We start from the raw sequence: 21,863 nt of genomic DNA, 5'->3' as shown, positions 1-21,863 counted from the left end.
ATTCTATAATCATTCATTAAACCGCTCGTGAGAAAAGGAACACTTCTCATGGAAAAAGTAAGTTTCGAAATTTACCGCTACAATCCTGATGTTGATGCAAAACCTTATATGCAGAAATACGAGTTGGAAATCGAACCGACTGACGTAAAATTATTGGATGCATTGGTTAAGCTGAAAGCTCAAGACGATACCTTGTCGTTCCGTCGCTCATGCCGTGAAGGCATTTGTGGTTCAGACGGCATGAACATTAACGGCAAAAACGGCTTGGCCTGTCTTACCGATATCCGCAGCCTGAAACAGCCGATTAAAATCCGTCCATTACCGGGTTTACCGGTTATTCGCGATTTAATCGTGGATATGACACAATTCTTCAAACAATATCATTCGATTAAACCTTATGTGGTGAATGATACGCCGATTGACTCGGATAAAGAGCGTCTGCAAACTCAGGAAGACCGTAAAGAGCTGGATGGTTTGTATGAATGTATCTTGTGTGCATGCTGCTCGACCGCATGTCCTTCATTCTGGTGGAACCCTGATAAATTTGTTGGCCCGTCTGGTTTATTGAATGCTTACCGTTTTATCGCTGATAGCCGCGATACCATTACCAACGAGCGTTTGGACGATTTGAACGATCCATATCGTTTGTTCCGCTGCCATACCATTATGAACTGTGTTGACGTTTGCCCGAAACACTTGAATCCTACCCGTGCAATCGGTAAGATTAAAGAAATCATGTTGAAACGAGCAGTTTAATGATGATGGTATTTGACGATACTGCAAAACGGAAAATCCGTTTCCAAACCCGCCGAGGATTGTTAGAGCTTGATTTGATTCTTGGCCGGTTTATGGAAAAAGAATTCGAGCAATTAAATGATGAGGAATTAGCTGAGTTCGTTGAAATTCTTGAATTTCAAGATCAAGACTTGTTAGCTTTGGTTAACGGTTATAGGCAAACTGAAAAAACTCATCTGATTCCATTGCTTGATAGAATCAGACAGGTATAAAACGGGTATTAACATAGTGTTTCAATACATTGTGTAAATAGTTCGTAGGCCGTCTGAAAGGTAAGACCGTGCTGTAAAGCAAAACGTATAAAAGCCCCATTTTATAAAGGAGCAGAGAATGTCTAAAACAGTAAAACTCAACACCCCAAACCAAGAGGTATTGGAATTGCCGGTATTGGAAGCATCATTAGGTCATGATGTAATCGATATCCGCGCGTTAACCAAACATACCGGTTTGTTCTCTTTCGACCCTGGTTTTGTATCGACTGCAAGCTGTGAGTCTAAGATTACCTATATCGACGGTGAAGAAGGTTTGCTTTACTACCGCGGTTATCCGATTGAACAATTGGCAGAAAAATCCGATTATTTGGAAGTTTGCTACTTGTTGATTTACGGTGAGTTGCCAAATGCGGAACAGAAGAAAGAATTTACCGGTATTGTAAGCCACCACACCATGGTGCACGAACAATTGACTTGGTTCTTCCGCGGCTTCCGTCGTGATGCACATCCAATGGCCATGATGGTGGGTGTGGTTGGTGCATTGTCTGCATTCTACCAAGACAGCTTGGACATTGCTGATCCGAAACACCGTGAAATTGCTATTTATCGTTTGATTTCTAAAATCCCGACGATTGCGGCAATGTGTTATCGCTATTCAAACGGTTTGCCGTTTAACTATCCGAAAAATAATCTGACTTATGCAGAAAACTTCCTGCATATGATGTTTGCGACACCATGTGAAGAATACAAGCCAAATCCTGTTTTGGCACGTGCATTAGACCGCATCTTTATTCTGCACGCCGACCATGAGCAAAACGCTTCTACTTCGACTGTTCGTTTGGCCGGTTCTTCAGGCGCAAATCCATTTGCATGTATTGCGGCCGGTATTGCCTGCTTGTGGGGTGCGTCTCACGGTGGTGCCAACGAAGCCGTTTTGAACATGTTGGACGAAATCGGCGACATTTCTAATGTAGAAGCATACATGGAAGGTGTGAAACAGCGTAAATACCGTTTGATGGGCTTCGGTCACCGCGTTTACCGTAACATGGATCCTCGCGCCAACATCATGCGTGAAACCTGCTATGAGGTCTTGAAAGAATTGGGTTTGGAAGATAGTCCTAAATTCAAGCTGGCGATGGAATTGGAACAAATTGCGCTGAAAGATCCATTCTTTGTTGAACGCAAACTGTACCCAAACGTCGATTTCTACTCAGGTATCGTATTGTCAGCCTTGGGTATTCCAACAGAGATGTTTACCGTTATCTTCGCCTTGGCGCGCAGTGTAGGTTGGATTTCTCATTGGCATGAAATGATTGGTGATCCAGCATTGAAAATCGGCCGTCCTCGTCAATTGTATACTGGTGAAGACCGTCGCGATTTCGTGCCGGTTGAACAGCGTTAATTAGTTCATTAATAGCTTGTTGATTTATATTTTTAAAGACTAAAAAAGTCTCTTTGATTAGTTTTATTGATTTAAGACAAAATATCTACAGGCAGTTAGTTCGGAATAGGGTAGAATAAAGTGTCATCTTCAGACGGCCTGAACTCCGTTAAAGTAGCACAAAGTTCTACCCTTTATTTATATCTTAAGAAAAGAGCACGCGCCATGATGGACGAAAAACTCAATTTCTCTTATCTGTTTGGTTCAAATGCTCCTTATATTGAGGAGTTATACGAAGCTTTCTTGGTTGACCCAAACTCAGTAGAAGATAAGTGGAAGCAATACTTTACTGACTTAACCAAGTTGCCGGGTGCAACCGATGTAGACGTTGCACATGCACCGATTCGTGAATCATTTGCTAATTTGGCTAAGGCGAAATCAACAGCTGCTATTGCAGGCAGCGTTGATGAAGCCATGTTGAAAAAACAGGTTGGCGTGCTGCGCATGATTTCTGCTTACCGCATCCAAGGCGTTGGTGCGGCACAATTGGATCCGTTAAAACGTATGCCGCCGAAATATTTGGAAGCATTGGATCCTAAATTCCATGGTCTGACTGATGCCGATATGGCTGTGAAATTCAGCATGGGTGAAGGCGATTTCGACGGCCAAGAAAAAATGGCCTTGTCTGATATCGTTAAAAACTTGAAACAAACTTATTGCGGTCATTTGGCGGTGGAATACATGTATATTCCGGAAACCGAAGAGCGCCGCTGGATTCGCAATTACTTTGAAAGCGTGTTGTCTACGCCACGCTATACCAAAGAGCAAAAGCAATACTTATTGAAGCAGTTGACTGCAGCAGAAACCTTGGAACGTTATCTGCATACCAAATATGTCGGCCAAAAACGCTTTGGTGTTGAGGGCGGCGAAAGCGTTATCGCCGGTTTGAATTACCTGATTCAAAATGCCGGTAAAGATGGCGTAGAAGAAGTCATCATCGGTATGGCACACCGTGGCCGCCTGAACGTGTTGGTAAACACTTTGGGCAAAAAACCAGGCGACTTGTTTGCCGAATTTGAAGGCCGCGCTGAAATCAAACACCCAAGCGGTGACGTGAAATACCATATGGGTTTCAGCTCTGATATTGCAACACCAAACGGCCCCATGCATGTTTCATTGGCCTTTAACCCATCACACTTGGAAATTGTGAATCCTGTAGTAGAAGGTTCGGCTCGTGCGAAACAAGAGCGTTTGGGTAAAAGCGGGCAAGAGAAAGTATTGCCGGTGTTGATTCACGGTGACTCTGCATTCATCGGTTTGGGTGTAAACCAAGCGACATTTAACTTATCGAAAACCCGTGGATATACCACAGGTGGTACGGTTCATATCGTGATCAATAACCAAATCGGCTTTACCACTTCCGATACCCGCGATACCCGTTCAACAGTATATTGCACTGATGTGGCGAAAATGGTTTCTGCGCCGGTTATTCACGTTAACGGCGATGATCCAGAACGTGTGTGCTTTGCCGTACAAGCAGCTTTAGACTATCGCAAAACCTTCAAAAAAGACATCGTTATCGATGTGGTATGTTACCGAAAATGGGGTCACAACGAGGGCGATGACCCGACTTTAACCCAGCCGATGATGTACAAAAAAGTTGCCCAACATCCAGGCACTCGTGCCATGTATGTTGAGAAATTGGTTACTGAAAATGTCATCACTGAAGCTGAAGCAGATGCTTTGGTTCAGGCTTATCGCGACGCACTGGACAAAGGCGAGCATGTCGAGCAAACCACATTGAGCAACTTCCAACGTACGCAAATCGACTGGTCGAAATACCAAGGCCAAGATTGGCGCGAAGATGTCGAAACCGGCTTGCCGGCAGCCGATATCCAACGATTGGCAGAAAAATTTACAGCTGTTCCGGAAGGCTTTGCCCTGCATTCAACAGCCAAACGCGTGATTCAAGCCCGCAAAGCAATGGCGGCAGGCAAGCAGCCGATTGACTGGGGTATGGCAGAAACCATCGCTTATGCCAATCTGGTTACCAAAGGTGCCGGCGTGCGTATTTCCGGTGAAGACTCCGGCCGTGGAACATTCTCGCACCGCCATGCCGTATTGCACGATCAAAAACGTGAAAAATGGGACGACGGCGCTTATGTTCCGCTGCGCCACATGGGCGAAAACACCGGCGACTTTCTGGTTATCGACTCCATTTTGAACGAAGAAGCTGTAATGGCTTATGAATACGGCTTTGCCTGCTCTGCGCCCGACAAGCTGACCATTTGGGAAGCCCAATTTGGCGACTTTGCCAACGGCGCACAAGTAGTGATTGACCAATTCCTGTCGTCCGGTGAAACCAAATGGGGTCGTTTGTGCGGTCTGACCACCATTTTGCCGCACGGCTATGACGGTCAAGGTCCTGAACACTCGTCAGGCCGTGTCGAACGCTGGCTGCAACTGTGTTCCGAAAACAATATGCAGATTATTATGCCGTCTGAAGCGTCGCAAATGTTCCATCTGCTGCAACGCCAAGTGTTGAGTTCATACCGCAAACCGCTGGTGATTTTCATGTCCAAACGCCTGCTGCGTTTCAAAGATGCCATGAGCCCGCTGGAAAACTTTACCGAAGGTTCACGCTTCCGTCCGGTAATCGGCGATGTTGCCGAACGCAGCAACAATGAGAGCGTGAAACGGGTGGTTCTGTGTGCCGGCCAGGTGTATTATGATTTGGCAGCAGGCCGCAAAGAACGTGGCTTGGAAAACGATGTGGCGATTGTGCGTGTCGAACAGCTGTATCCGTTCCCGTATGACGAACTCAAAACCGAGTTGGCAAAATATCCGAATGCGCAGCAGATTATCTGGTCGCAGGAAGAGCCGAAAAACCAAGGTGCGTTCTATCAAATCCGCCACCGTTTGGAAGGCGTGTTGGCAGACAATCAAAAACTGTCTTACGCAGGCCGTCCGAGCAGCGCCGCACCGGCCGTCGGCTATATGAGCAAACACGTTGCCCAATTGAAGCAATTAGTTGAAGACGCATTAAATGGCTAATTGAAGAGAGAAGCGCCTACGGTCTGATTCAGGCCGTAGAATAAGAACACATCACAAGGCCGTCTGAAAGGCGGCAAACCGGAGACTAAAATGATTATTGAAGTAAAAGTGCCAATGTTGTCTGAAAGCGTATCGGAAGGTACCTTGTTGGAATGGAAAAAGAAAGTTGGAGAAGCAGTTGCCCGCGATGAAATTTTGATTGAAATAGAAACCGATAAAGTGGTTTTGGAAGTGCCTTCTCCACAAGCCGGTGTATTGGCTGAAATCATTGTTGGCGATGGCGAAACCGTTGAAGCCGACCAAGTATTGGCACGCATCGATACGGAAGCTGCTGCGGCGCAACCTACCGCTGAAGTTGCGCCACAAGCCGAAGCTGCTGAAGCCAAAGCAGAAGCTGCTGCTCATGCCGTCACTGCGCAAGCCGGTGCTCCTGCTATGCCTGCTGCTGCCAAATTGGCTGCTGAAAAAGGTGTAGATGTGAATTCAGTTCAAGGTTCAGGCCGTGACGGCCGTGTCTTGAAAGAAGACGTTCAAAATGCTGCGGCTAAACCTGCTGCCGCTGCCGGCGCGCCAGTTCCTGCCGGTGCCCGCCCAGAGCAACGCGTTCCAATGAGCCGCTTGCGCGCACGTGTGGCAGAGCGTCTGTTGGCTTCTCAACAAGAAAATGCCATTTTGACCACATTCAACGAAGTCAACATGAAGCCAATCATGGACTTGCGTGCGAAATACAAAGAAAAATTCGAGAAAGAACACGGCACTAAATTGGGCTTTATGTCTTTCTTCGTTAAAGCTGCTGTCGCTGCGCTGAAGAAATACCCGATTGTGAATGCTTCTGTTGATGGTAACGACATCGTTTACCACGGTTTCTTCGACATCGGCATCGCCATTGGCAGCCCGCGCGGTTTGGTAGTACCAATCTTGCGTGATGCGGACCAAATGAGTATTGCCGATATTGAGAAAGCCATTGTAGATTACGCAATTAAAGCCAAAGACGGTAAAATTTCTTTAGACGACCTGACCGGCGGTACCTTCAGCATCACCAACGGCGGTACTTTTGGTTCGATGATGTCTACCCCAATCATCAACCCGCCACAATCTGCTATCTTGGGCATGCATGCCACTAAAGAGCGCGCTGTAGTTGAAAACGGCCAAGTCGTGGTTCGTCCGATGATGTATCTGGCGCTGTCTTATGACCACCGTATCATTGACGGTCGTGAAGCGGTATTGACCTTGGTGGCCATTAAAGATGCCTTAGAAGATCCGGCTCGTTTGTTGTTAGATCTGTAATATATTCAGACGGCCTTAAAGGCCGTCTGAAAGAGTGTTGAGCGTATCAAACATGAAGAAAATATTGATTATTTTGGTCTCGCTGGCTTTGTCGGCATGTTCTGCTTTTTCCGGCAAGGAATATTCAGTCAATGCTTATAATGCACAAGGTAAGCAGTTGAATAAAAAATTTGAACTTGATAGCAATAAAGCGGGCATTCAAATGGCGCGGCAATCGCTTTGCCAAACCTATCCGAATGCCACCATTCGTGTTTACAACAACATCACACGGATGGAAGTGAAGGAATTCAGTCCTTATTCATGCCGCCTCAAACGCTAGGCACCGCTTCTTTTCAATACATTCTTTTTGAAGGACAAAGGATTTCAAATGTCACAATATGATGTAGTAGTTATCGGTGCGGGCCCTGGCGGTTATGTTGCTGCCATCCGCGCTGCACAATTGGGTTTCAAAACAGCCTGTATCGATGCAGGCGTGAATAAAGCAGGTGATGCGCCTGCCTTGGGCGGTACTTGCTTGAACGTAGGTTGTATCCCATCAAAAGCCTTATTGCAATCTTCAGAGCATTTCCATGCCGCACGACATGATTTTGCCGAACACGGCATCACCGTGGGCGACATCAAATTTGATGCCGCTAAAATGATTGAACGCAAAGACGGTATCGTGAATAAATTGACCGGCGGCGTAAAATTCTTGTTCCAAAAGAATAAAGTCGATAGTTTGTTCGGTTTGGGTTCGTTCAAAGGCAAAAACGGCGATTTGTATCAAATCGAAGTGGACAATAAAGGTGAAAAAACCGTTGTTGAAGCCAAACACGTGATTGTGGCGACCGGTTCTGTGCCGCGTCCGTTGCCGCAAATTGCCATTGATAATGTGAATGTGTTGGATAATGAAGGCGCTTTGAATCTGATTGAAGTGCCGGCTAAATTGGGCGTTATCGGTTCCGGTGTGATCGGCTTGGAAATGGGCTCGGTATGGAAACGCGTGGGTTCGGAAGTGACTATTTTGGAAGCTGCACCGACTTTCTTGGCCGCTGCCGACCGGCAAATTGCTAAAGAAGCATTCAAATTCTTCACTAAAGAACAAGGTTTGGAAATCGAATTGGGCGTAAACATCGGCGAAATTAAAGCCGAGCAAGGCGTGACCGTTCAATACGAAACTGCTAAAGGCGAAGCCAAAACTGAAACCTTTGATAAATTAATCGTAGCCATCGGCCGCATTCCGAACACCAACGGTTTGAATGTCGAAGCAGTCGGCTTGGAAAAAGACGAACGCGGTTTCATCAAAGTAGATGGCGATTGCAAAACCAACCTGCCGAATGTTTGGGCAATTGGTGACGTGGTTCGTGGTCCGATGTTGGCACACAAAGCCAGCGATGAAGGTGTAGCCGTAGCCGAACGCATTGCCGGTCAAAAACCGCATATCGACTTTAATAACGTACCATTCGTGATTTATACCGACCCTGAAATTGCGTGGGTAGGCAAAACCGAAGAGCAGTTGAAAGCCGAAGGTGTTGAATACAAAAAAGGCACTTCAGGTTTTGGTGCCAATGGTCGTGCATTGGCTATGGGCAAAGCCAAAGGTACCGTCAAAGTATTGGCTTGTGCGAAAACCGACCGCATTTTGGGTGTACATATGATTGGCCCGGTTGTGAGCGAATTGGTATCTGAAGGCGTGACCGGATTGGAATTTTCAGCCAGCAGCGAAGACATCGCCCGTATCATCCATGCACACCCGACCTTGTCTGAAGTATTGCATGAAGCAGCATTGTCTGCCGACAAGCGCGCATTGCACGGTTAATTGCCGATGTGTTTGAAATGCCGTCTGAAAACGTTTCAGACGGCATTTTTTAATGAATAATAGGGAATCAAATAATCAAGCCAATAAAATTAGCTATGTATACATTGTTTTCAATGGCAATGGTGCAATAATGCGGCCATAAAATTGCCCATTTCAGGCAGCACTTTTCGTAGATGCTTTTTAATGTTCGCCCATGCTTTTTCAATCGGATTAAGCTCTGGCGAATAAGGTGCAAGAGCTAAGATTTTATGCCCCTCTTTTTCTGAAATCTCTGCTAAAACAGACATCCGATGAAAGCGGGCATTATCCATCACGATAACAGATTGTTCAGTTAATTCAGGCAGCAATACGCCTTCAAACCATGCTTCAAATAAACGACTATCCATCGTGCCTGAATAAATCATGGGTGCAATTAGATTACTTTGGTCTTTGATTTGAGCTGCAACCGGTGATGTGCGCCGGTATCGTTTACCACTGATTTGCGCTTTAACCGGAAGCCCTTTTGGTGAATAGGCATAAGGACGGTAGTAAAAAGTATCAAATCCTGTTTCATCAAGGAAAACAACTTGATAATCAGCATATTGATTTAATGCTTGTTGATAAGCGGCTACCTGTTCCGGTTTTTGTTCTTTGTAGCTCGTGGTCTTTTTTTACGCGTCATACCCAATACTTTGAACAAATAACAAATATTAGCCGGTGTACACCCAAAATGAGCTGCAATTTCATGCTGGTATGCATCAGGGTGTTCTTTAACATATTTTATGAGCAGGTTTTTATTGACTTTGGTTGCATTGCCACCTTTGACTTGATGTTCAAATGAACCGGTTTGCTCATAGCGTTTTCTCCAACTTCGAAATGTTTTTGGGTCAATTTGGTATGCTTTGCAAACTTCGCTAGCATTTTTGCATGCCTGATAGTATTGGTATGCTTTTTCTCGTAGTTCTATTGAGTATGACATTTTGGACTCTAAATATTCAGTGTTGACTTGGGAATTCTTATTTTAATATACTATAATACGGCTAGGCGAGCCAACGCCGTACTATTTTAAAGTGGATTCACTATGAATAGTGTTTATGTCAGACCAATACCTATTTTTCAGGCGGCTAAAGTTGGCAAAACCGATGAAGCAGGGCTCGGCGAAATCTTCTATAATTGAATATTGATTTTTCAGGCAGCATTGAAGTTATGAATAAAGAATTACTTGGGCTGATTTTCTTACCGACCAGCATCATGTTTATGTGCATTGCTGCAGTCTTTCAACTGTATGTGATGATGACCGAAACCTATACGTTGAACCGTTATAAAGATAAAGCGCTGGTATGGCGCGTGTCAGTTTTGTTTCTAAGTTTTAGTTTGGCAGTGTATTGGTTGTGTCCGAATGCGCGTAAAAAAGGCGTGGTGTTTTTTATCTTGGGTGCGGGAGGTGCATTGATGTATGCTTTGGCGCGCGTTTGGCTGCCCTTTAATCAGTGATATTCAAGGCCGTCTGAAATATGGATTTCAGACGGCCTTTTCAAATAAACCTATTTTTTAAGTGCACAACAAAATAGCCAGTTTTACCACTTTCATGAAATTATTTTTAAAAACTTTGCACGGTAAAATTGAATCATTCATAATCTAACAATCTTTACAATAATTCAAATTATCTTTATGGAAATTATCTTGTAAGGCCATGTAATCATTACTATACTGGAAGCACATCAAACGAACACGCAAAGGAGCGTAACAATGAAAAAACATGATTATGAAACTCGAAAAGAAGCTCTGTTGAAAGATATTCGTGAAGTAATGAATGATGTAGAAGATTTGTACAATGCAGGCGCAGAGGCAACGACTGAAGAAGCTAAAGAGGCCAAAGCAAAATTGCAGGAAAAATTGGATGCTGCCAAAGATCGCCTGACTAAATTTGAAGCCGAAGCTGCCGAGCGTTTGCGTCACCATGCCAAACAAGCACGCGACAAATATGTTGAATTTGAGGCCGAAGCGAGCGATCGTTTCAAAGAAGGCAAAAAACGTTTTGCAGAATTTGAAGCCGAAGCCGGTGAACGTGTGAAACACCATGCCCAACAAGCTGATGAAGCTGTACGCGATAAACCTTATTACGCAATGGGCTTTGCCGCATTAGCCGGTCTGGTGGTCGGTGTGTTGCTGAACCGCCGATAATCGCAAATGAATAGGCCGTCTGAAAAGGTTTCAGACGGCCTTTCTATTTTACACGCTTGAAAGCAGAATAAAGTTGAGAAAGAAAGGGAATAGAGATGGATCTCAAAGAGAATATCCAACATACTAAATTACTATTCAACCAAGGCATCGATTTATTGATGCTGCGCCTGCAATTGCTGAATCTGGATTTGGCCGCACAAGCGGGCAATGCCGTTCGCAGTGTGATTTGGTTGGTGATTTCGGCCATATTGCTGTTGGTGGCGTTGATTAGTTTGTTATTCGGTTTAAACCGCATATTGGCCGATCAGCAAGCGATTTGGACATTTTTCGGCATCACCGGCTTGAGCCTGTTGATTATCGTCATCGCCTGTGTCCGCATTATCGGTAGCTGGAAAGGCCAAAACAACCGCATCGGCAATACACTAAAAGACATTCAAGCTGATATTGCCTACCTGCGCGGCCAAATCAACGAAGAATAAAAAGGAGAATTCCAATGAACCAACAACAAAAAGAAACCCGCGAACTGCTGGAATTGGAAATTAAACTCGCGCGCTTAAAAGTGGCCGCTTCTTATTTGAAACAACGCAAGCTAAAAGAAATCCGCGCGCAGAAATCGGCTGAAAACGAAGCTATGCTGTACCGATTGGCTGATTTCGGCAGCAGCGTTGCCGCATCATCCACCAGCTTGTTGTCGAAAACATCACATTTACCCCTGCCGAAGCCTTATCGCTATGGCGTCATCTTTGCCTTGTTTGCTTTACAGGCGTGGCAGAACCATTTAAAGCAAAGCCAAAATAAATAAAAACGCCTATCGTTTTAAAAAACATTGTCTTTAAAGTAAAAAATCATTAAGATATCGGGGCTGGTTTAACCATATTTTGAAAAGGGAGATTTTCACCATGCAAAAAACCATCCTCGCACTCACTTGCGCTGCATTCTCATGCGGCGTTTATGCCGATGTGACCTTATACGGCCAAATCAAAAGCAGCGTCAGCACCAGTCAAGTCAAAATTAAAGGCGATGCCGGTACTGAAAAAAGTGCAACCTCAACCCGTATCAACGACAATACTTCACGCATCGGCTTTAAGGGCAAAGAAAAATTAAGCGATAATTTGACTGCAATTTGGCAGTTGGAGCAACGTGCATCAATTTTAGGTCAAAGCAACAGCCAAAAATGGGGCAGCCGCGATTCGTTTATCGGCTTGGAAGGCAGTTTTGGTAAATTACGCGCCGGTAATTTGAACAACATGCTTAACGAAATGGACACCATTGATACATGGATGTGGAGCAACACCGCTACAGGTTTGGGCGTGTTTACCCGTACCGGCTCGCGTAATGTATCGGTTCGTTACGATAGTCCATCGTTGTTAGGTTTTCAGTTCAACGCACAATATGCACCACGTGATAACCAAAATCCGGCAGACAAATACACCCATGCCGAACCGGGTCGAGATCAATACACAGCAGGCGTAAGCTACAGCAATCCTGAATTCTTCACCAAACTGGCCTATAACCTGCGTAAAAACCGTGTCGGCACCGAAGACGGCCACATCGTCCGCTTGGAAACCGCTTACGATGCCAATAACGTATTCTTGGGCTTAGGTGCGCAATATGCTAAAGCCAACGAAAGTGCCAACACTTATCTGGCTAACTTCACCGATGGTTTCAACACATACAACGGCAGCGGCATTACCAAAGATGCAGGAAAAGAAGAAGCCGTAAAAGTTATTGATGCTGCCGTAACCGCGGGTTACAACTTCGGCAACTGGCGTCCGCGCATTACCTACGCACACGGCTGGCCGGCCAAAGGCGTGGACAGCGGTGAAAAATTGGTGGATAAATTCGACCAAGTGATTGCCGGCGGCGATTACCGATTCAGCAAACGTACCTCTGCACGTGGCCAAGTCGGTTACCTGCGCGTAGGCGGCAAAACACGCCTGACCGCAACCGATAAAGGTAAAGTGGAACAAGTAGCCGCTTCTTTGGGCCTGCACCACCGCTTCTAATATTGCGTATGAAAAAAACCTGCCTGAGTAATTTAGGCAGGTTTTTTTTGTATTTTTATTGGCTGGTTTAAAAAATATCTCTTTTCAGGCCGTCTGAATCATTCATGACAAGTTGTCTTAACCGTAACCGTATTTTCCGAAAGCTGCTCAATAATCGCGCATTCGGGATCGTCGTTGCCTTGGCAGCAGTCGTGCCAAGATTGCAGTGTGGCGGTCATGCTTTGCAGGCGGCTGATTTTTTTTTGCAGAGTAGCGATGTGCTCCGCCACCAATTGCTTCACTTGCGCGCTGGTGCGTTGAGGATTGTGTTTGAGCTGCAATAAAGTCTTGATTTGCGCCAATGAAAAATCGACATCACGCGCGTGTTTGATAAACATCAGCGTGTCTAAATCTTTTTCCTGATATTGGCGGTAGCCTGATTCGCTGCGTCCGGCGGCGGGAATCAAACCGATTTTTTCATAATCGCGAATCATTTTGCTGCTCAAGCCCGAGCGTTTGGCGATTTCGCTGATGTTCATGGGAATAAGTCCTTCAAGAGTTTAAACCCGATATGAGGCCGTCTGAAAAAATTCAAAGTAACAGGCCGTCTGAAAGTAGAAATCTTTCAGACGGCCTGTTTGATTTTATTTATCGGTATTGGCCAAACTTGGTTTGTGGCGGCCGGCGCGCTGTCGCAAGCGTTCAATCAAACCTTCTACTGTATCCGGCGCACCATCGACACAGAATGCGTTATAAAGCACGCTGCGCAATTCATCAGTGCGGTTCATTGTACCGCCCATCGGCTTCCATTCGGTATTGCGTGGTTTAATCCAGCGGTTGTTCACCGGATCGCCATAGCCGAACACTTTATATGAAGAGCGTTTGTCACCGCCATAATTGAAGCTGGAGCGGGCGCAGAAAATACCTTCGGCGGTCAGGTTATCGTAACCTTGCGAAGATTGTGTGTTCAAAATATAGCGGATGCTGGTGTCGGGCGAAGGCATGATTTGTAGGCTGTCCAATAAAATTTTCGGCTGCTTGGCGTAGGTTTCGCTGACATAAATATCAAACCAACCACCTGATTTAGTATCCGGCAGGGCAGGCAAATCGGTTTCGGCTTCTTTAAATTCCCGGGCGGCTTTTTCTTCGGCGCTTTCTTGATAACGGCTGTTGACCAAGCTGTCTTTATCGCTTTTGGGCAGGGCAAAAGCGGAAGCGGCGGCTAAAGCCATAACCAGCAAACTGAGGCGGCGCATAACACTCTCCGTGATGAAAATATTCTGCATTTTAGGGTTTCAAAAGCGCAGGTGCAAGCAAGTCAGGTATAATTAACCTAATATTTAACCAGATTAAACGCAAACCATCATGAGACAAACCTTAGACGTAACCGGCTTGAAATGCCCGATGCCGATTTTGCGCGCCAAAAAAGCCTTGGCGCAAATGCAAACCGGTGAAGTGTTAACCGTATTGGCCACCGATCAGGGAGCCCCGGGCGATTTTGAAGCTTTCTGCCGCCAGACCGGCCATGTTTTATTGGAATCGACTGAAAACGAAGGTGTGTTTACCTTAGTGATCAGACATAAATAAGCCGTCCGAAATGTAGAAACCTTGTTGTGTGCAGCGTTGTTGATGTTGGCCGCCTGCGGCGGCGAAGAATTGTCTCCCAAGCAAAAGAAGAGCGGGCGCAAGAGGCCGTAAGGCTTTTTAACGAATCATATGTGGCGCTGCGCGGTGAACCGGCCCAAGTGACAGCGCGGGCAGGCACATAAAATGCGCAAGCCATGACCGGAGACGATGTAAAAAACTGCCTTTCGGCATGATGGAACTTGAGAAAAACCAAGCGGCCCATTATTTCAGTCTTGCGCCGGAAAGCTACAGTAGCAAAACCGAAAAAGTCGGTGAAAACATGGTTCGCCAACAATTCATGCAATTGGCCGGGCAAGCGCCGCAAGGCTTAAGCCATGAATTGCGTTCCGGAAAATCCACCCAATCGCCGTTTCCCTTCCGTCAGTTTTCTTATGCGTGGCGTGAATCAGGCAGCCCCGGAACGGGCGTTGAAGGCCGATACTTCGTCATCCGGAGCAATTGCCCGCGCAAGCTGCGTTATATAGTGGATTCACTTTAAAATAGGACAAGGCGGCGGGCCGAAGACAGTATAGATAATACGGCTAGGCGAACCAACGCCGTACTATTTTAAAGTGGATTTACTATATTTTACCCGTCAGATTTATCATTCCAAACCTGTATCGAACCAAACAAATCGATTTTCAGACGGCCTGAACAAAAGGCCGTCTGAAACTGTAAAAACAAAAGGAAACCACCATGCAAACCTTGACCATTATCCAGCCGGACGACATGCATTTGCACCTGCGTGACGGTGATGCGCTCAAAGCCGTTGCCCCTTACACCGCCCGCCAAATGGGGCGAGCCGTGATTATGCCCAACCTGAAGCCGCCGGTGGTCAGCGTGGCCGATGCTTTGGCGTATAAACAGCGCATTCTGGATGCCTTGCCTGAAGACAGCACCTTCGAGCCGTTGATGACGCTGTATCTTACCGACAAATCCACGCCCGAATTGGTGCGCGAAGCCAAAGCCGCCGGCATTGTGGCCTTCAAACTGTATCCGGCCGGCGCCACCACCAATTCCGATTCCGGCGTGACCGATTTGTTCAAACTGATTCCCGTGTTGCAGGAAATGGCGGCGCAAGACATGCGTTTCTTGGTGCATGGCGAAGTTACCGATGCCGAAATCGATATTTTTGACCGTGAAGCCGCTTTTATCGAACGTGTGATGAAGCCGGTTTTGCAGCAGGTTCCCGATTTGAAAGTAGTGTTTGAACACATCACCACAGCCGATGCCGCCCGCTTGGTGCTGGAAGCAGGTGACAACGTGGCTGCCAGCGTGACCCCGCAACATTTACTGCTCAACCGCAACGATTTGCTGGTCGGCGGCGTGCATCCGCATCATTTCTGCCTGCCGGTGTTAAAACGCGAAACCCACCGCCAAGCCTTGGTAGCCGCCGTTACCGGCGATAAAGCACATAAATTCTTCTTGGGCACCGATTCTGCGCCACACGCCAAGTCTGCCAAAGAAAATGCCTGCGGTTGCGCCGGTATGTTCAGTGCCATGACCGCCATCGAGCTTTACGCCGAGGTATTTGAAAACGCCGGCGCACTCGACAAACTCGAAGCCTTCGCATCTAAAAACGGCGCACGTTTTTACGGTTTGCCGGAAAACAACCGTACCATTACCTTGGTAAAACAAGCGCAGACTGTTCCTGCAAATGTGCCTTACGGTGATGAAGCATTGGTGCCGATGCGGGCAGGCCAAACCGTGGCTTGGTCGGTGCAATATTAATAGATATGTAAACAAAAATGCCGTCTGAAAATTTTCAGACGGCATTTTTTTCTACCAAACAATCAACCGCGTTTCGGGTCATCCGGACGCAATTGCGCGGCCAAGCGGTCGAGGATGCCGTTGACGAATTTGTGGCCGTCGGTGCCGCCGAAGGTTTTGGTCACTTCAATCGCTTCGTTGATGATGACCGGATACGGTGTTTCCGGCATGGCGGATAATTCGTGGCAGGCCATCAGCAATACGGCGCGTTCGATCGGGCTTAAGTCCTTCTCGTCGCGGTCGAGCAGCGGGCGGATGAGTTCCATGTATCCGGCGGCGTTGGTTTTGGTGCCGAAGAATAATTTGGTAAACAATTCTTGGTCTGCTTTTTCAAACTCGGGCAGGTCTTGAATGTTTTTGGCCACTTCCGGGGCGGCGGTGTTGTTGATGTTGGATTGGTACAGCGCTTGTACCGCAAGCTCGCGGGCGCGGCGGCGTGGTGTTTTCATGGGAGGTCCTTATAAAAGGTTTCAGACGGCCTTATCCGTGACAGGCCGTCTGAAACAAAGCGTCAGATTATTCTTCGTCTTCTTCTGCGTCGAATTGGTTTTCGAGCAAACGGTTCACCAAGTTGGCCATTTCCACGGCGACTTTGGCGGCATCGGAGGCTTTTTCTTCAATGCGGGCAACGGCTTGTTCGTCGTTTTCCGTGGTGAGGATGGCGTTGGCAATCGGGATGTTGTAATCCAAGCCGACGCGGGTCACGCCGGAACCGGATTCGTTCGACACCAATTCAAAATGGTAGGTTTCGCCGCGAATTACCACACCGATGGCAATCAGAGCATCGAATTGCTCGGATGAAGCAAGGTTCATCAAGGCAACCGGTACTTCCAGCGCACCGGGTACGGTGGCGATAGTGATGTTGTCGTCGGCCACGCCCAATTCTTGCAGCGTGCGGCAGCAGACTTTCAGCATTTCGCCGCCGATTTCGTTGGTGAAACGCGCTTGCACGATACCGATGCGCAGTTGTTTGCCGTCTAAAACGGGTTCGATGATGTTCATGTTTAATCCTTTAAAAGTGGTTTCAGACGGCATGATGGTGAGGCCGTCTGAACAATTAGTCTTTGGGCTGCCAATCGGCAACGGCTTGAAATTCGCCGTCTTCGTTCAATTCCCATGCGCTGCCTTGCGGCCGGGCGAGCAGGGGAGCGATGTCGGGGTTGTTTTTGGTGATGTCCGACATGCTGCACACGGTGAAATTATCCGGATTGTCGGCGTATTCGTCGCTTTCCTCGCCGGTGAAGAAACGCCAGCCGCTGTCGTTTTCAAAAACCGGTTGTTCACGGTATAAAAAGCCCACGGCTCGACCTTCTTCGGTCACGGTTTTGGTGGCGATGCAGCGCTCGAGCGCGGTTTGCAGGGCTTGGGCAAAAATATTCATAAGGCTCGGCTTCTCAATGATATGGAGGGGATTTTACACGATTCGGCTGTTTTTCGCACTTGCTATCGCCCATGAAATGCGGGGATTAATGTTACAATAGGCGGTTTGAAAACCAATCAGCCTTAAAGTGTTTGCATATTTTTAGCAGAGTATGGAAACCCGTTCGGGCTGCGCATAAAGGAAACCGATGAAATCCGATGTATTGAAGCAGCAGGCGCACCAAAGAATCCAGCAGCATCTGGGTTATGCGTTCAGCCGTATCGAATTATTGCAGCAAGCCTTGACCCACCGCAGTTTCAGCGCGAAACACAATGAGCGGTTGGAGTTTGTCGGCGATGCGATTTTGAATTACACCATCGCCAAAATGTTGTTTGATGCCTTCCCGAAATTGACTGAAGGAGAGTTGTCGCGCTTGCGTGCCAACTTGGTGAACGAAGGCGTGTTGGCCGAAATCGCCTTGGAAATGAATGTCGGTGACGGCTTGTACTTGGGCATAGGCGAGCTCAAAAGCGGCGGTTTCAGACGGCCTTCCATCTTGGCCGATGCCATGGAAGCCATGTTCGCCGCCGTAAGCTTTGATGCCGATTTTGCCACGGCGGAAAAAGTTGTGTGCCATTTGTTTGCCAGCCGCGTGAAATCGGTCGATTTCAAAAATCAGGGCAAAGACAACAAAACCACGCTGCAAGAAGCCCTGCAAGCCCGCCGCTTAGCCTTGCCGAAATACCGCATCGAAGAGCAAATCGGCACGGCCAACGACAGCCAATTTGTGATTTCCTGCGATTTAGGCGAACTCGGTTTCATCTGCAAAGCCCAAGGTGCCAGCCGTAAGGCCGCCGAACAGGAAGCTGCCGCCGATGCCTTGAAATGGCTGGAACAAAAATTCCCGATGAAGCGTAAAAAATAAGGGCGGAGCCGTATGAAATTTCTGATGATGACGGGCATATTGGTGATTGTAGCCATGGCTGCATATACCGCTTATTTGTGGCTGAAAGTGTACCGCCAAAAGCAACGGGCCGGACAAGCCCGAGACGATCGCCGCCGCAAACTCGCACAAAGCATAGATTTGATTGCCATGGCGATGGCGCAAGGACAGTGCAATTTATCCGAAGGCGTGTTGCGGCTGAAGCCCTTAATCGAATCTGCCGGATTTGATTTCGGTAAATATCCGGCCATGAACAAGCTGCATGATGTGGTGGCCGATATGCCGATTTTGGCCGAACGCCGACAACTCAAGCGCAACGAGCGCATGAAGTTGGACCTAATCCGCGAAAGCAGCGAAGCCGAGTTGGAGGCTGAAATTGTCGCCGAAGCCGTAAATATGCGCCAAGCTGTGCAAGCGTGGTTGCCACAGCAGGTAAATTAATGATTTAAAGCTGTTTTGTTTTCAGACGGCCTTTATTTCAAAACCAACCAATATTTTCAGACGGCCTGTTTTCATGATAGGCCGTCTGAAAACAAAAAAATCGAAAGAAAACATGGACATCGAAACCTTCTTAAACAACGAATCCCAGCGCAGCGAAGGCTACCGCTGCGGCTTCGTGGCCATTGTCGGCCGCCCGAATGTGGGTAAATCCACGTTGATGAACCACTTAATCGGTCAAAAAATCAGCATTACCAGTAAAAAAGCCCAAACCACACGCAACCGCGTAACCGGCATCTACACCGACGACACCGCGCAATTTGTGTTCGTTGATACCCCCGGTTTCCAAGTCAATCACCGCAATGCCTTAAATGACCGTTTGAACCAAAACGTAACCGAGGCCTTGAGCGGTGTCGATGCGGTGGTTTTTGCGGTGGAAGCCATGCGCTTTACCGATGCCGACCGCGTGGTGTTGAAACAACTGCCGAAACACACGCCTGTGTTGCTGGTAGTGAATAAAATCGATAAAGACAAGGCCAAAGATAAATATGCGCTGGAAGCCTTTGTCAACGAAGTGAAAGCCGAATTTGAATTTGCCGGGTACGAAGCCGTCAGCGCGAAGCACGGTTTGCGCATTGCCAATTTGTTAGAGCAGCTCAAACCCTACCTGCCCGAAAGCGTGCCCATGTATCCGGAAGACATGGTTACCGACAAATCCGGCCGCTTCTTGGCCATGGAAATCGTGCGCGAAAAATTGTTCCGCTATTTGGGCGAAGAATTGCCTTACGCCATGAATGTGGAAGTGGAGCAATTCGAGGAAGAAGAAAGCGGCCTTTTCCGTATCTACATCGCCGTTTTAGTGGATAAAGACAGTCAAAAAGCCATTCTCATCGGCAAAGGCGGCGAGCGACTCAAGAAAATTTCGACCGAAGCCCGTTTGGACATGGAAAAACTGTTTGATACCAAAGTATTCTTAAAGGTGTGGGTGAAAGTGAAATCAGGCTGGGCGGACGATATCCGCTTCTTGCGGGAATTGGGTTTGTAGGATTGATAGGCCGTCTGAAAATTTCAGTATGATTTTCAGACGGCCTTTGGAAAGTAAAAAAGGAAAAATAATTATGAATAATCAATAAGTTAATAAAAAAATTCGGGGGGGGGGGTAACGCTGCCGAACCATGATTCCGACAGCTTTTTATCCGACCGCCTCCAACAATTCAAATCCCTTTTCCCCGAAGTATTTTGCGAAAACCAAATCGACTGGCAAAAGCTCAAACTGATTTTCGGCGAAGACAATCTTTGTGCCGGAAGCGAACGCTACCAACTCAATTGGGCGGGTAAAACCGCCGCCTACCGTGCGCTGCAATCGCCCACATTCAATACCCTGATTCCGTGCCCAAAGCGAAAGCATGGATTTCGACGACACACAAAACGTGTTTATCGAAGCGGAAAATATGGAAGCCTTAAAAATCCTGCAAAAAGCCTATGCCGGCAGTGTGAAGATGATTTACATCGACCCGCCGTACAACACCGGCAGCGATTCGTTTATTTACCCCGACAAATTTTCCGAAACCCGCGAAGAATACGCCAAACGGGTTGGCGACAAAGACGAAGCGGGCTATCTCAAACGCGACGGCGTGTTTCAAGGCGCGTTCCGTAAAAACAGCAAAGAAAACGGCCATTATCACAGCAACTGGCTCAACATGATGCTGCCGCGCCTGCATTTGGCCAAAACCCTGTTGCGTGAAGACGGTGTGATTTTTATCTCGATTGATGATAATGAACAGGCGCAGTTGAAGCTGTTGTGCGATGAGGTGTTTGGGGCGGAGAATTTTGTGGCCGATGTTATTTGGCAGAAAAAGTATAGCCCGCAAAATGATGCTAAATGGTTCTCTACAATGCACGATTATATTTTATGCTTTGCAAAAAATAAGGATAATTGGAGACCAAATTTATTAGAACGTACCAAAGAACAAAATGCCAGATATTCTAATCCTGATAATGATCCTCGGGGAAATTGGAAGGCCAGTGATTTTTCGGTAAAAACTTATTCTGCAAATTATGATTTCCCCATTACTACTCCATCGGGAAGGATTGTTAATCCGCCGCCTAGTAGAAGCTGGAGAACATCAAGAGAAAATTTTGAAAAATTATTAGCGGATAATCGTGTTTGGTTTGGTAGTAACGGTAATAATGTTCCAGCGATTAAGAAGTTTTTACATGAAGTTAAACAAGGTATAACGCCTTCTACCATTTGGTTTAGAGAAGATGTTGGTGATAATCAAGAGGCTGCAAAAAATATTCGTGATTTGTTTGAAACTCCTCCTTTTGAGACACCTAAACCAGTTCGTTTATTGGATAGAATTTTGAAACTAAGTACAGATTTAGACAGTATTGTTTTAGACTTTTTTTCAGGCAGCGGCACAACCGCTCACGCTGTGATGCAACTGAATGCCGAAGACGGCGGTAACCGCCGCTATATCTGCGTGCAATTGCCCGAAGAAACCGATGAAAAATCTGAAGCACGCAAAGCAGGGTTTGCCAACATCGCCGAAATCGCCAAAGAACGCATCCGCCGTGCTGGGGCGCAGATTTCAGGCAGTCTGAAAGACGGGCAAACAGTAGATACGGGGTTTAAGGTATTCAAACTGGCGGAAAGCCATTTTAAACAATGGCGTAACCCCCTTAAGCTGGACGAAGCAGGGTTGACGGCTCAACTGGAAATGTTCCAAAACGTGGTGGCTGAAGAGGCTTCTGCCGGGCATATGGCTTATGAGCTGGCCTTGCGTTTGGGTTTCCGGCTCACTGATCCGATGATTTTTTCAGACGGCATGGTATGGCTGGATAATGTGGCCGGCACACGTAAAACGGCTTTGTTTTTAGAAACGTTCAGTGATGGCTTGCTGCTGCAATGTTTGGCGCAATCCCCGCAAAAAATCTTTGCGCTCGACCGCGTGTTCAACGGTGATGATGCATTGAAAACCAATGCGGCTTTGCAATGCGAAGATGCCGGCGTGGCGTTTGAAACTTTGTGAGGCCGTCTGAAAGAAGGGA

At 47.0% G+C, this 21,863-nt stretch carries 24 protein-coding genes and 1 pseudogene; 19 read left to right on the top strand and 6 right to left on the bottom strand.

Annotated elements, in window-relative coordinates; all coding sequences use genetic code 11:
- Positions 1-48: 48 nt before the first annotated feature.
- From H4O27_RS08055 to lpdA, 7 genes are all read left to right on the top strand, one after another.
- Positions 49-756, top strand: a complete 708-nt coding sequence (locus H4O27_RS08055; RefSeq protein ID WP_165009241.1) for a succinate dehydrogenase iron-sulfur subunit — start codon at positions 49-51, stop codon at positions 754-756.
- 2 nt (positions 757-758) lie between these two features.
- Positions 759-1,007: an FAD assembly factor SdhE gene (locus H4O27_RS08050; RefSeq protein ID WP_165009257.1), complete on the top strand. Its 249-nt coding sequence runs from the start codon at positions 759-761 to the stop codon at positions 1,005-1,007.
- Between the two features lie 118 nt (positions 1,008-1,125).
- Positions 1,126-2,409, top strand: coding sequence for a citrate synthase (gene gltA / locus H4O27_RS08045; protein WP_165009243.1), 1,284 nt, complete (start codon positions 1,126-1,128; stop codon positions 2,407-2,409).
- A 204-nt stretch (positions 2,410-2,613) separates the two neighbouring features.
- On the top strand, positions 2,614-5,442 hold the full coding sequence (locus tag H4O27_RS08040; protein ID WP_165009245.1) for a 2-oxoglutarate dehydrogenase E1 component: 2,829 nt from the start codon (positions 2,614-2,616) through the stop codon (positions 5,440-5,442).
- Between the two features lie 90 nt (positions 5,443-5,532).
- On the top strand, positions 5,533-6,729 hold the full coding sequence (gene odhB, locus H4O27_RS08035; protein ID WP_165009247.1) for a 2-oxoglutarate dehydrogenase complex dihydrolipoyllysine-residue succinyltransferase: 1,197 nt from the start codon (positions 5,533-5,535) through the stop codon (positions 6,727-6,729).
- Between the two features lie 52 nt (positions 6,730-6,781).
- Positions 6,782-7,048 (top strand): YdgH/BhsA/McbA family protein, encoded by a 267-nt coding sequence (locus H4O27_RS08030; protein WP_165009249.1) that lies wholly within the window; start codon positions 6,782-6,784, stop codon positions 7,046-7,048.
- Positions 7,049-7,096: 48 nt separating this feature from the next.
- Positions 7,097-8,527, top strand: coding sequence for a dihydrolipoyl dehydrogenase (lpdA, locus tag H4O27_RS08025; RefSeq protein ID WP_165009251.1), 1,431 nt, complete (start codon positions 7,097-7,099; stop codon positions 8,525-8,527).
- A 110-nt stretch (positions 8,528-8,637) separates the two neighbouring features.
- Here the strand turns inward: lpdA and H4O27_RS13160 are convergent.
- A pseudogene (locus tag H4O27_RS13160) lies at positions 8,638-9,485 on the bottom strand (IS630 family transposase).
- 227 nt (positions 9,486-9,712) lie between these two features.
- On the opposite strand from H4O27_RS13160, the gene H4O27_RS08010 reads away from it, so the two are divergent.
- From H4O27_RS08010 to H4O27_RS07990, 5 genes are all read left to right on the top strand, one after another.
- Positions 9,713-10,000: a hypothetical protein gene (locus H4O27_RS08010; protein ID WP_165010779.1), complete on the top strand. Its 288-nt coding sequence runs from the start codon at positions 9,713-9,715 to the stop codon at positions 9,998-10,000.
- A gap of 255 nt (positions 10,001-10,255) precedes the next feature.
- Positions 10,256-10,690, top strand: coding sequence for an ElaB/YgaM/YqjD family protein (locus tag H4O27_RS08005; protein WP_165010781.1), 435 nt, complete (start codon positions 10,256-10,258; stop codon positions 10,688-10,690).
- Between the two features lie 95 nt (positions 10,691-10,785).
- Positions 10,786-11,169, top strand: a complete 384-nt coding sequence (locus tag H4O27_RS08000; protein WP_165010783.1) for a phage holin family protein — start codon at positions 10,786-10,788, stop codon at positions 11,167-11,169.
- Positions 11,170-11,183: 14 nt separating this feature from the next.
- Entirely contained in the window at positions 11,184-11,492 is a 309-nt protein-coding gene (locus H4O27_RS07995) for a hypothetical protein (RefSeq protein ID WP_165010785.1), read from the top strand.
- A gap of 97 nt (positions 11,493-11,589) precedes the next feature.
- Positions 11,590-12,696 carry a porin gene (locus H4O27_RS07990; RefSeq protein ID WP_165010787.1) on the top strand — a complete coding sequence of 369 codons (1,107 nt, stop codon included), beginning with the start codon at positions 11,590-11,592 and terminating at the stop codon, positions 12,694-12,696.
- Between the two features lie 98 nt (positions 12,697-12,794).
- Here H4O27_RS07990 and cueR read toward each other — a convergent pair whose 3' ends face one another.
- Positions 12,795-13,214, bottom strand: coding sequence for a Cu(I)-responsive transcriptional regulator (gene cueR, locus H4O27_RS07985; RefSeq protein ID WP_165010790.1), 420 nt, complete (start codon positions 13,212-13,214; stop codon positions 12,795-12,797).
- Between the two features lie 105 nt (positions 13,215-13,319).
- The gene (locus H4O27_RS07980; RefSeq protein WP_165010792.1) at positions 13,320-13,931 is read right to left on the bottom strand and encodes a CNP1-like family protein; all 612 of its coding nucleotides are present in this window, start codon (positions 13,929-13,931) and stop codon (positions 13,320-13,322) included.
- Between the two features lie 106 nt (positions 13,932-14,037).
- On the opposite strand from H4O27_RS07980, the gene H4O27_RS07975 reads away from it, so the two are divergent.
- The 3 genes from H4O27_RS07975 to pyrC all read left to right on the top strand — a co-directional run bounded on the left by H4O27_RS07975 (position 14,038) and on the right by pyrC (position 16,032).
- Positions 14,038-14,262, top strand: coding sequence for a sulfurtransferase TusA family protein (locus H4O27_RS07975; RefSeq protein ID WP_165010812.1), 225 nt, complete (start codon positions 14,038-14,040; stop codon positions 14,260-14,262).
- A gap of 178 nt (positions 14,263-14,440) precedes the next feature.
- On the top strand, positions 14,441-14,800 hold the full coding sequence (locus H4O27_RS07970) for an NMCC_0638 family (lipo)protein (protein ID WP_443094010.1): 360 nt from the start codon (positions 14,441-14,443) through the stop codon (positions 14,798-14,800).
- Between the two features lie 197 nt (positions 14,801-14,997).
- On the top strand, positions 14,998-16,032 hold the full coding sequence (pyrC, locus tag H4O27_RS07965) for a dihydroorotase (protein WP_165010796.1): 1,035 nt from the start codon (positions 14,998-15,000) through the stop codon (positions 16,030-16,032).
- Between the two features lie 62 nt (positions 16,033-16,094).
- On the opposite strand, the gene nusB is transcribed toward pyrC, so the two are convergent.
- The 3 genes from nusB to H4O27_RS07950 all read right to left on the bottom strand — a co-directional run bounded on the left by nusB (position 16,095) and on the right by H4O27_RS07950 (position 17,452).
- Positions 16,095-16,520, bottom strand: a complete 426-nt coding sequence (gene nusB / locus H4O27_RS07960; RefSeq protein ID WP_165010798.1) for a transcription antitermination factor NusB — start codon at positions 16,518-16,520, stop codon at positions 16,095-16,097.
- Between the two features lie 67 nt (positions 16,521-16,587).
- A complete protein-coding gene (ribH, locus tag H4O27_RS07955) occupies positions 16,588-17,073 on the bottom strand; it encodes a 6,7-dimethyl-8-ribityllumazine synthase (protein WP_165010800.1) in 486 nt (161 codons plus the stop codon).
- A 55-nt stretch (positions 17,074-17,128) separates the two neighbouring features.
- Complete coding sequence (locus tag H4O27_RS07950) at positions 17,129-17,452, bottom strand: DUF2185 domain-containing protein (protein WP_165010802.1); 324 nt, start codon at positions 17,450-17,452, stop codon at positions 17,129-17,131.
- A gap of 187 nt (positions 17,453-17,639) precedes the next feature.
- Between H4O27_RS07950 and rnc the strand changes: the two genes are divergently transcribed.
- The 4 genes from rnc to H4O27_RS07930 all read left to right on the top strand — a co-directional run bounded on the left by rnc (position 17,640) and on the right by H4O27_RS07930 (position 21,844).
- On the top strand, positions 17,640-18,356 hold the full coding sequence (rnc, locus tag H4O27_RS07945) for a ribonuclease III (RefSeq protein ID WP_165010804.1): 717 nt from the start codon (positions 17,640-17,642) through the stop codon (positions 18,354-18,356).
- A 12-nt stretch (positions 18,357-18,368) separates the two neighbouring features.
- Entirely contained in the window at positions 18,369-18,815 is a 447-nt protein-coding gene (locus H4O27_RS07940) for a DUF2489 domain-containing protein (RefSeq protein WP_165010806.1), read from the top strand.
- 112 nt (positions 18,816-18,927) lie between these two features.
- The gene (era, locus tag H4O27_RS07935; RefSeq protein ID WP_165010808.1) at positions 18,928-19,857 is read left to right on the top strand and encodes a GTPase Era; all 930 of its coding nucleotides are present in this window, start codon (positions 18,928-18,930) and stop codon (positions 19,855-19,857) included.
- Positions 19,858-20,218: 361 nt separating this feature from the next.
- On the top strand, positions 20,219-21,844 hold the full coding sequence (locus tag H4O27_RS07930; RefSeq protein WP_206224771.1) for a site-specific DNA-methyltransferase: 1,626 nt from the start codon (positions 20,219-20,221) through the stop codon (positions 21,842-21,844).
- The last annotated feature ends 19 nt before the right edge of the window (positions 21,845-21,863 follow it).

This window comes from Neisseria yangbaofengii (assembly GCF_014898075.1).
GTDB lineage: Bacteria > Pseudomonadota > Gammaproteobacteria > Burkholderiales > Neisseriaceae > Neisseria > Neisseria yangbaofengii.
The sequence above is the reverse complement of the archived record's forward strand: the minus strand, read 5'-3'. Positions and strand labels throughout refer to the sequence as shown.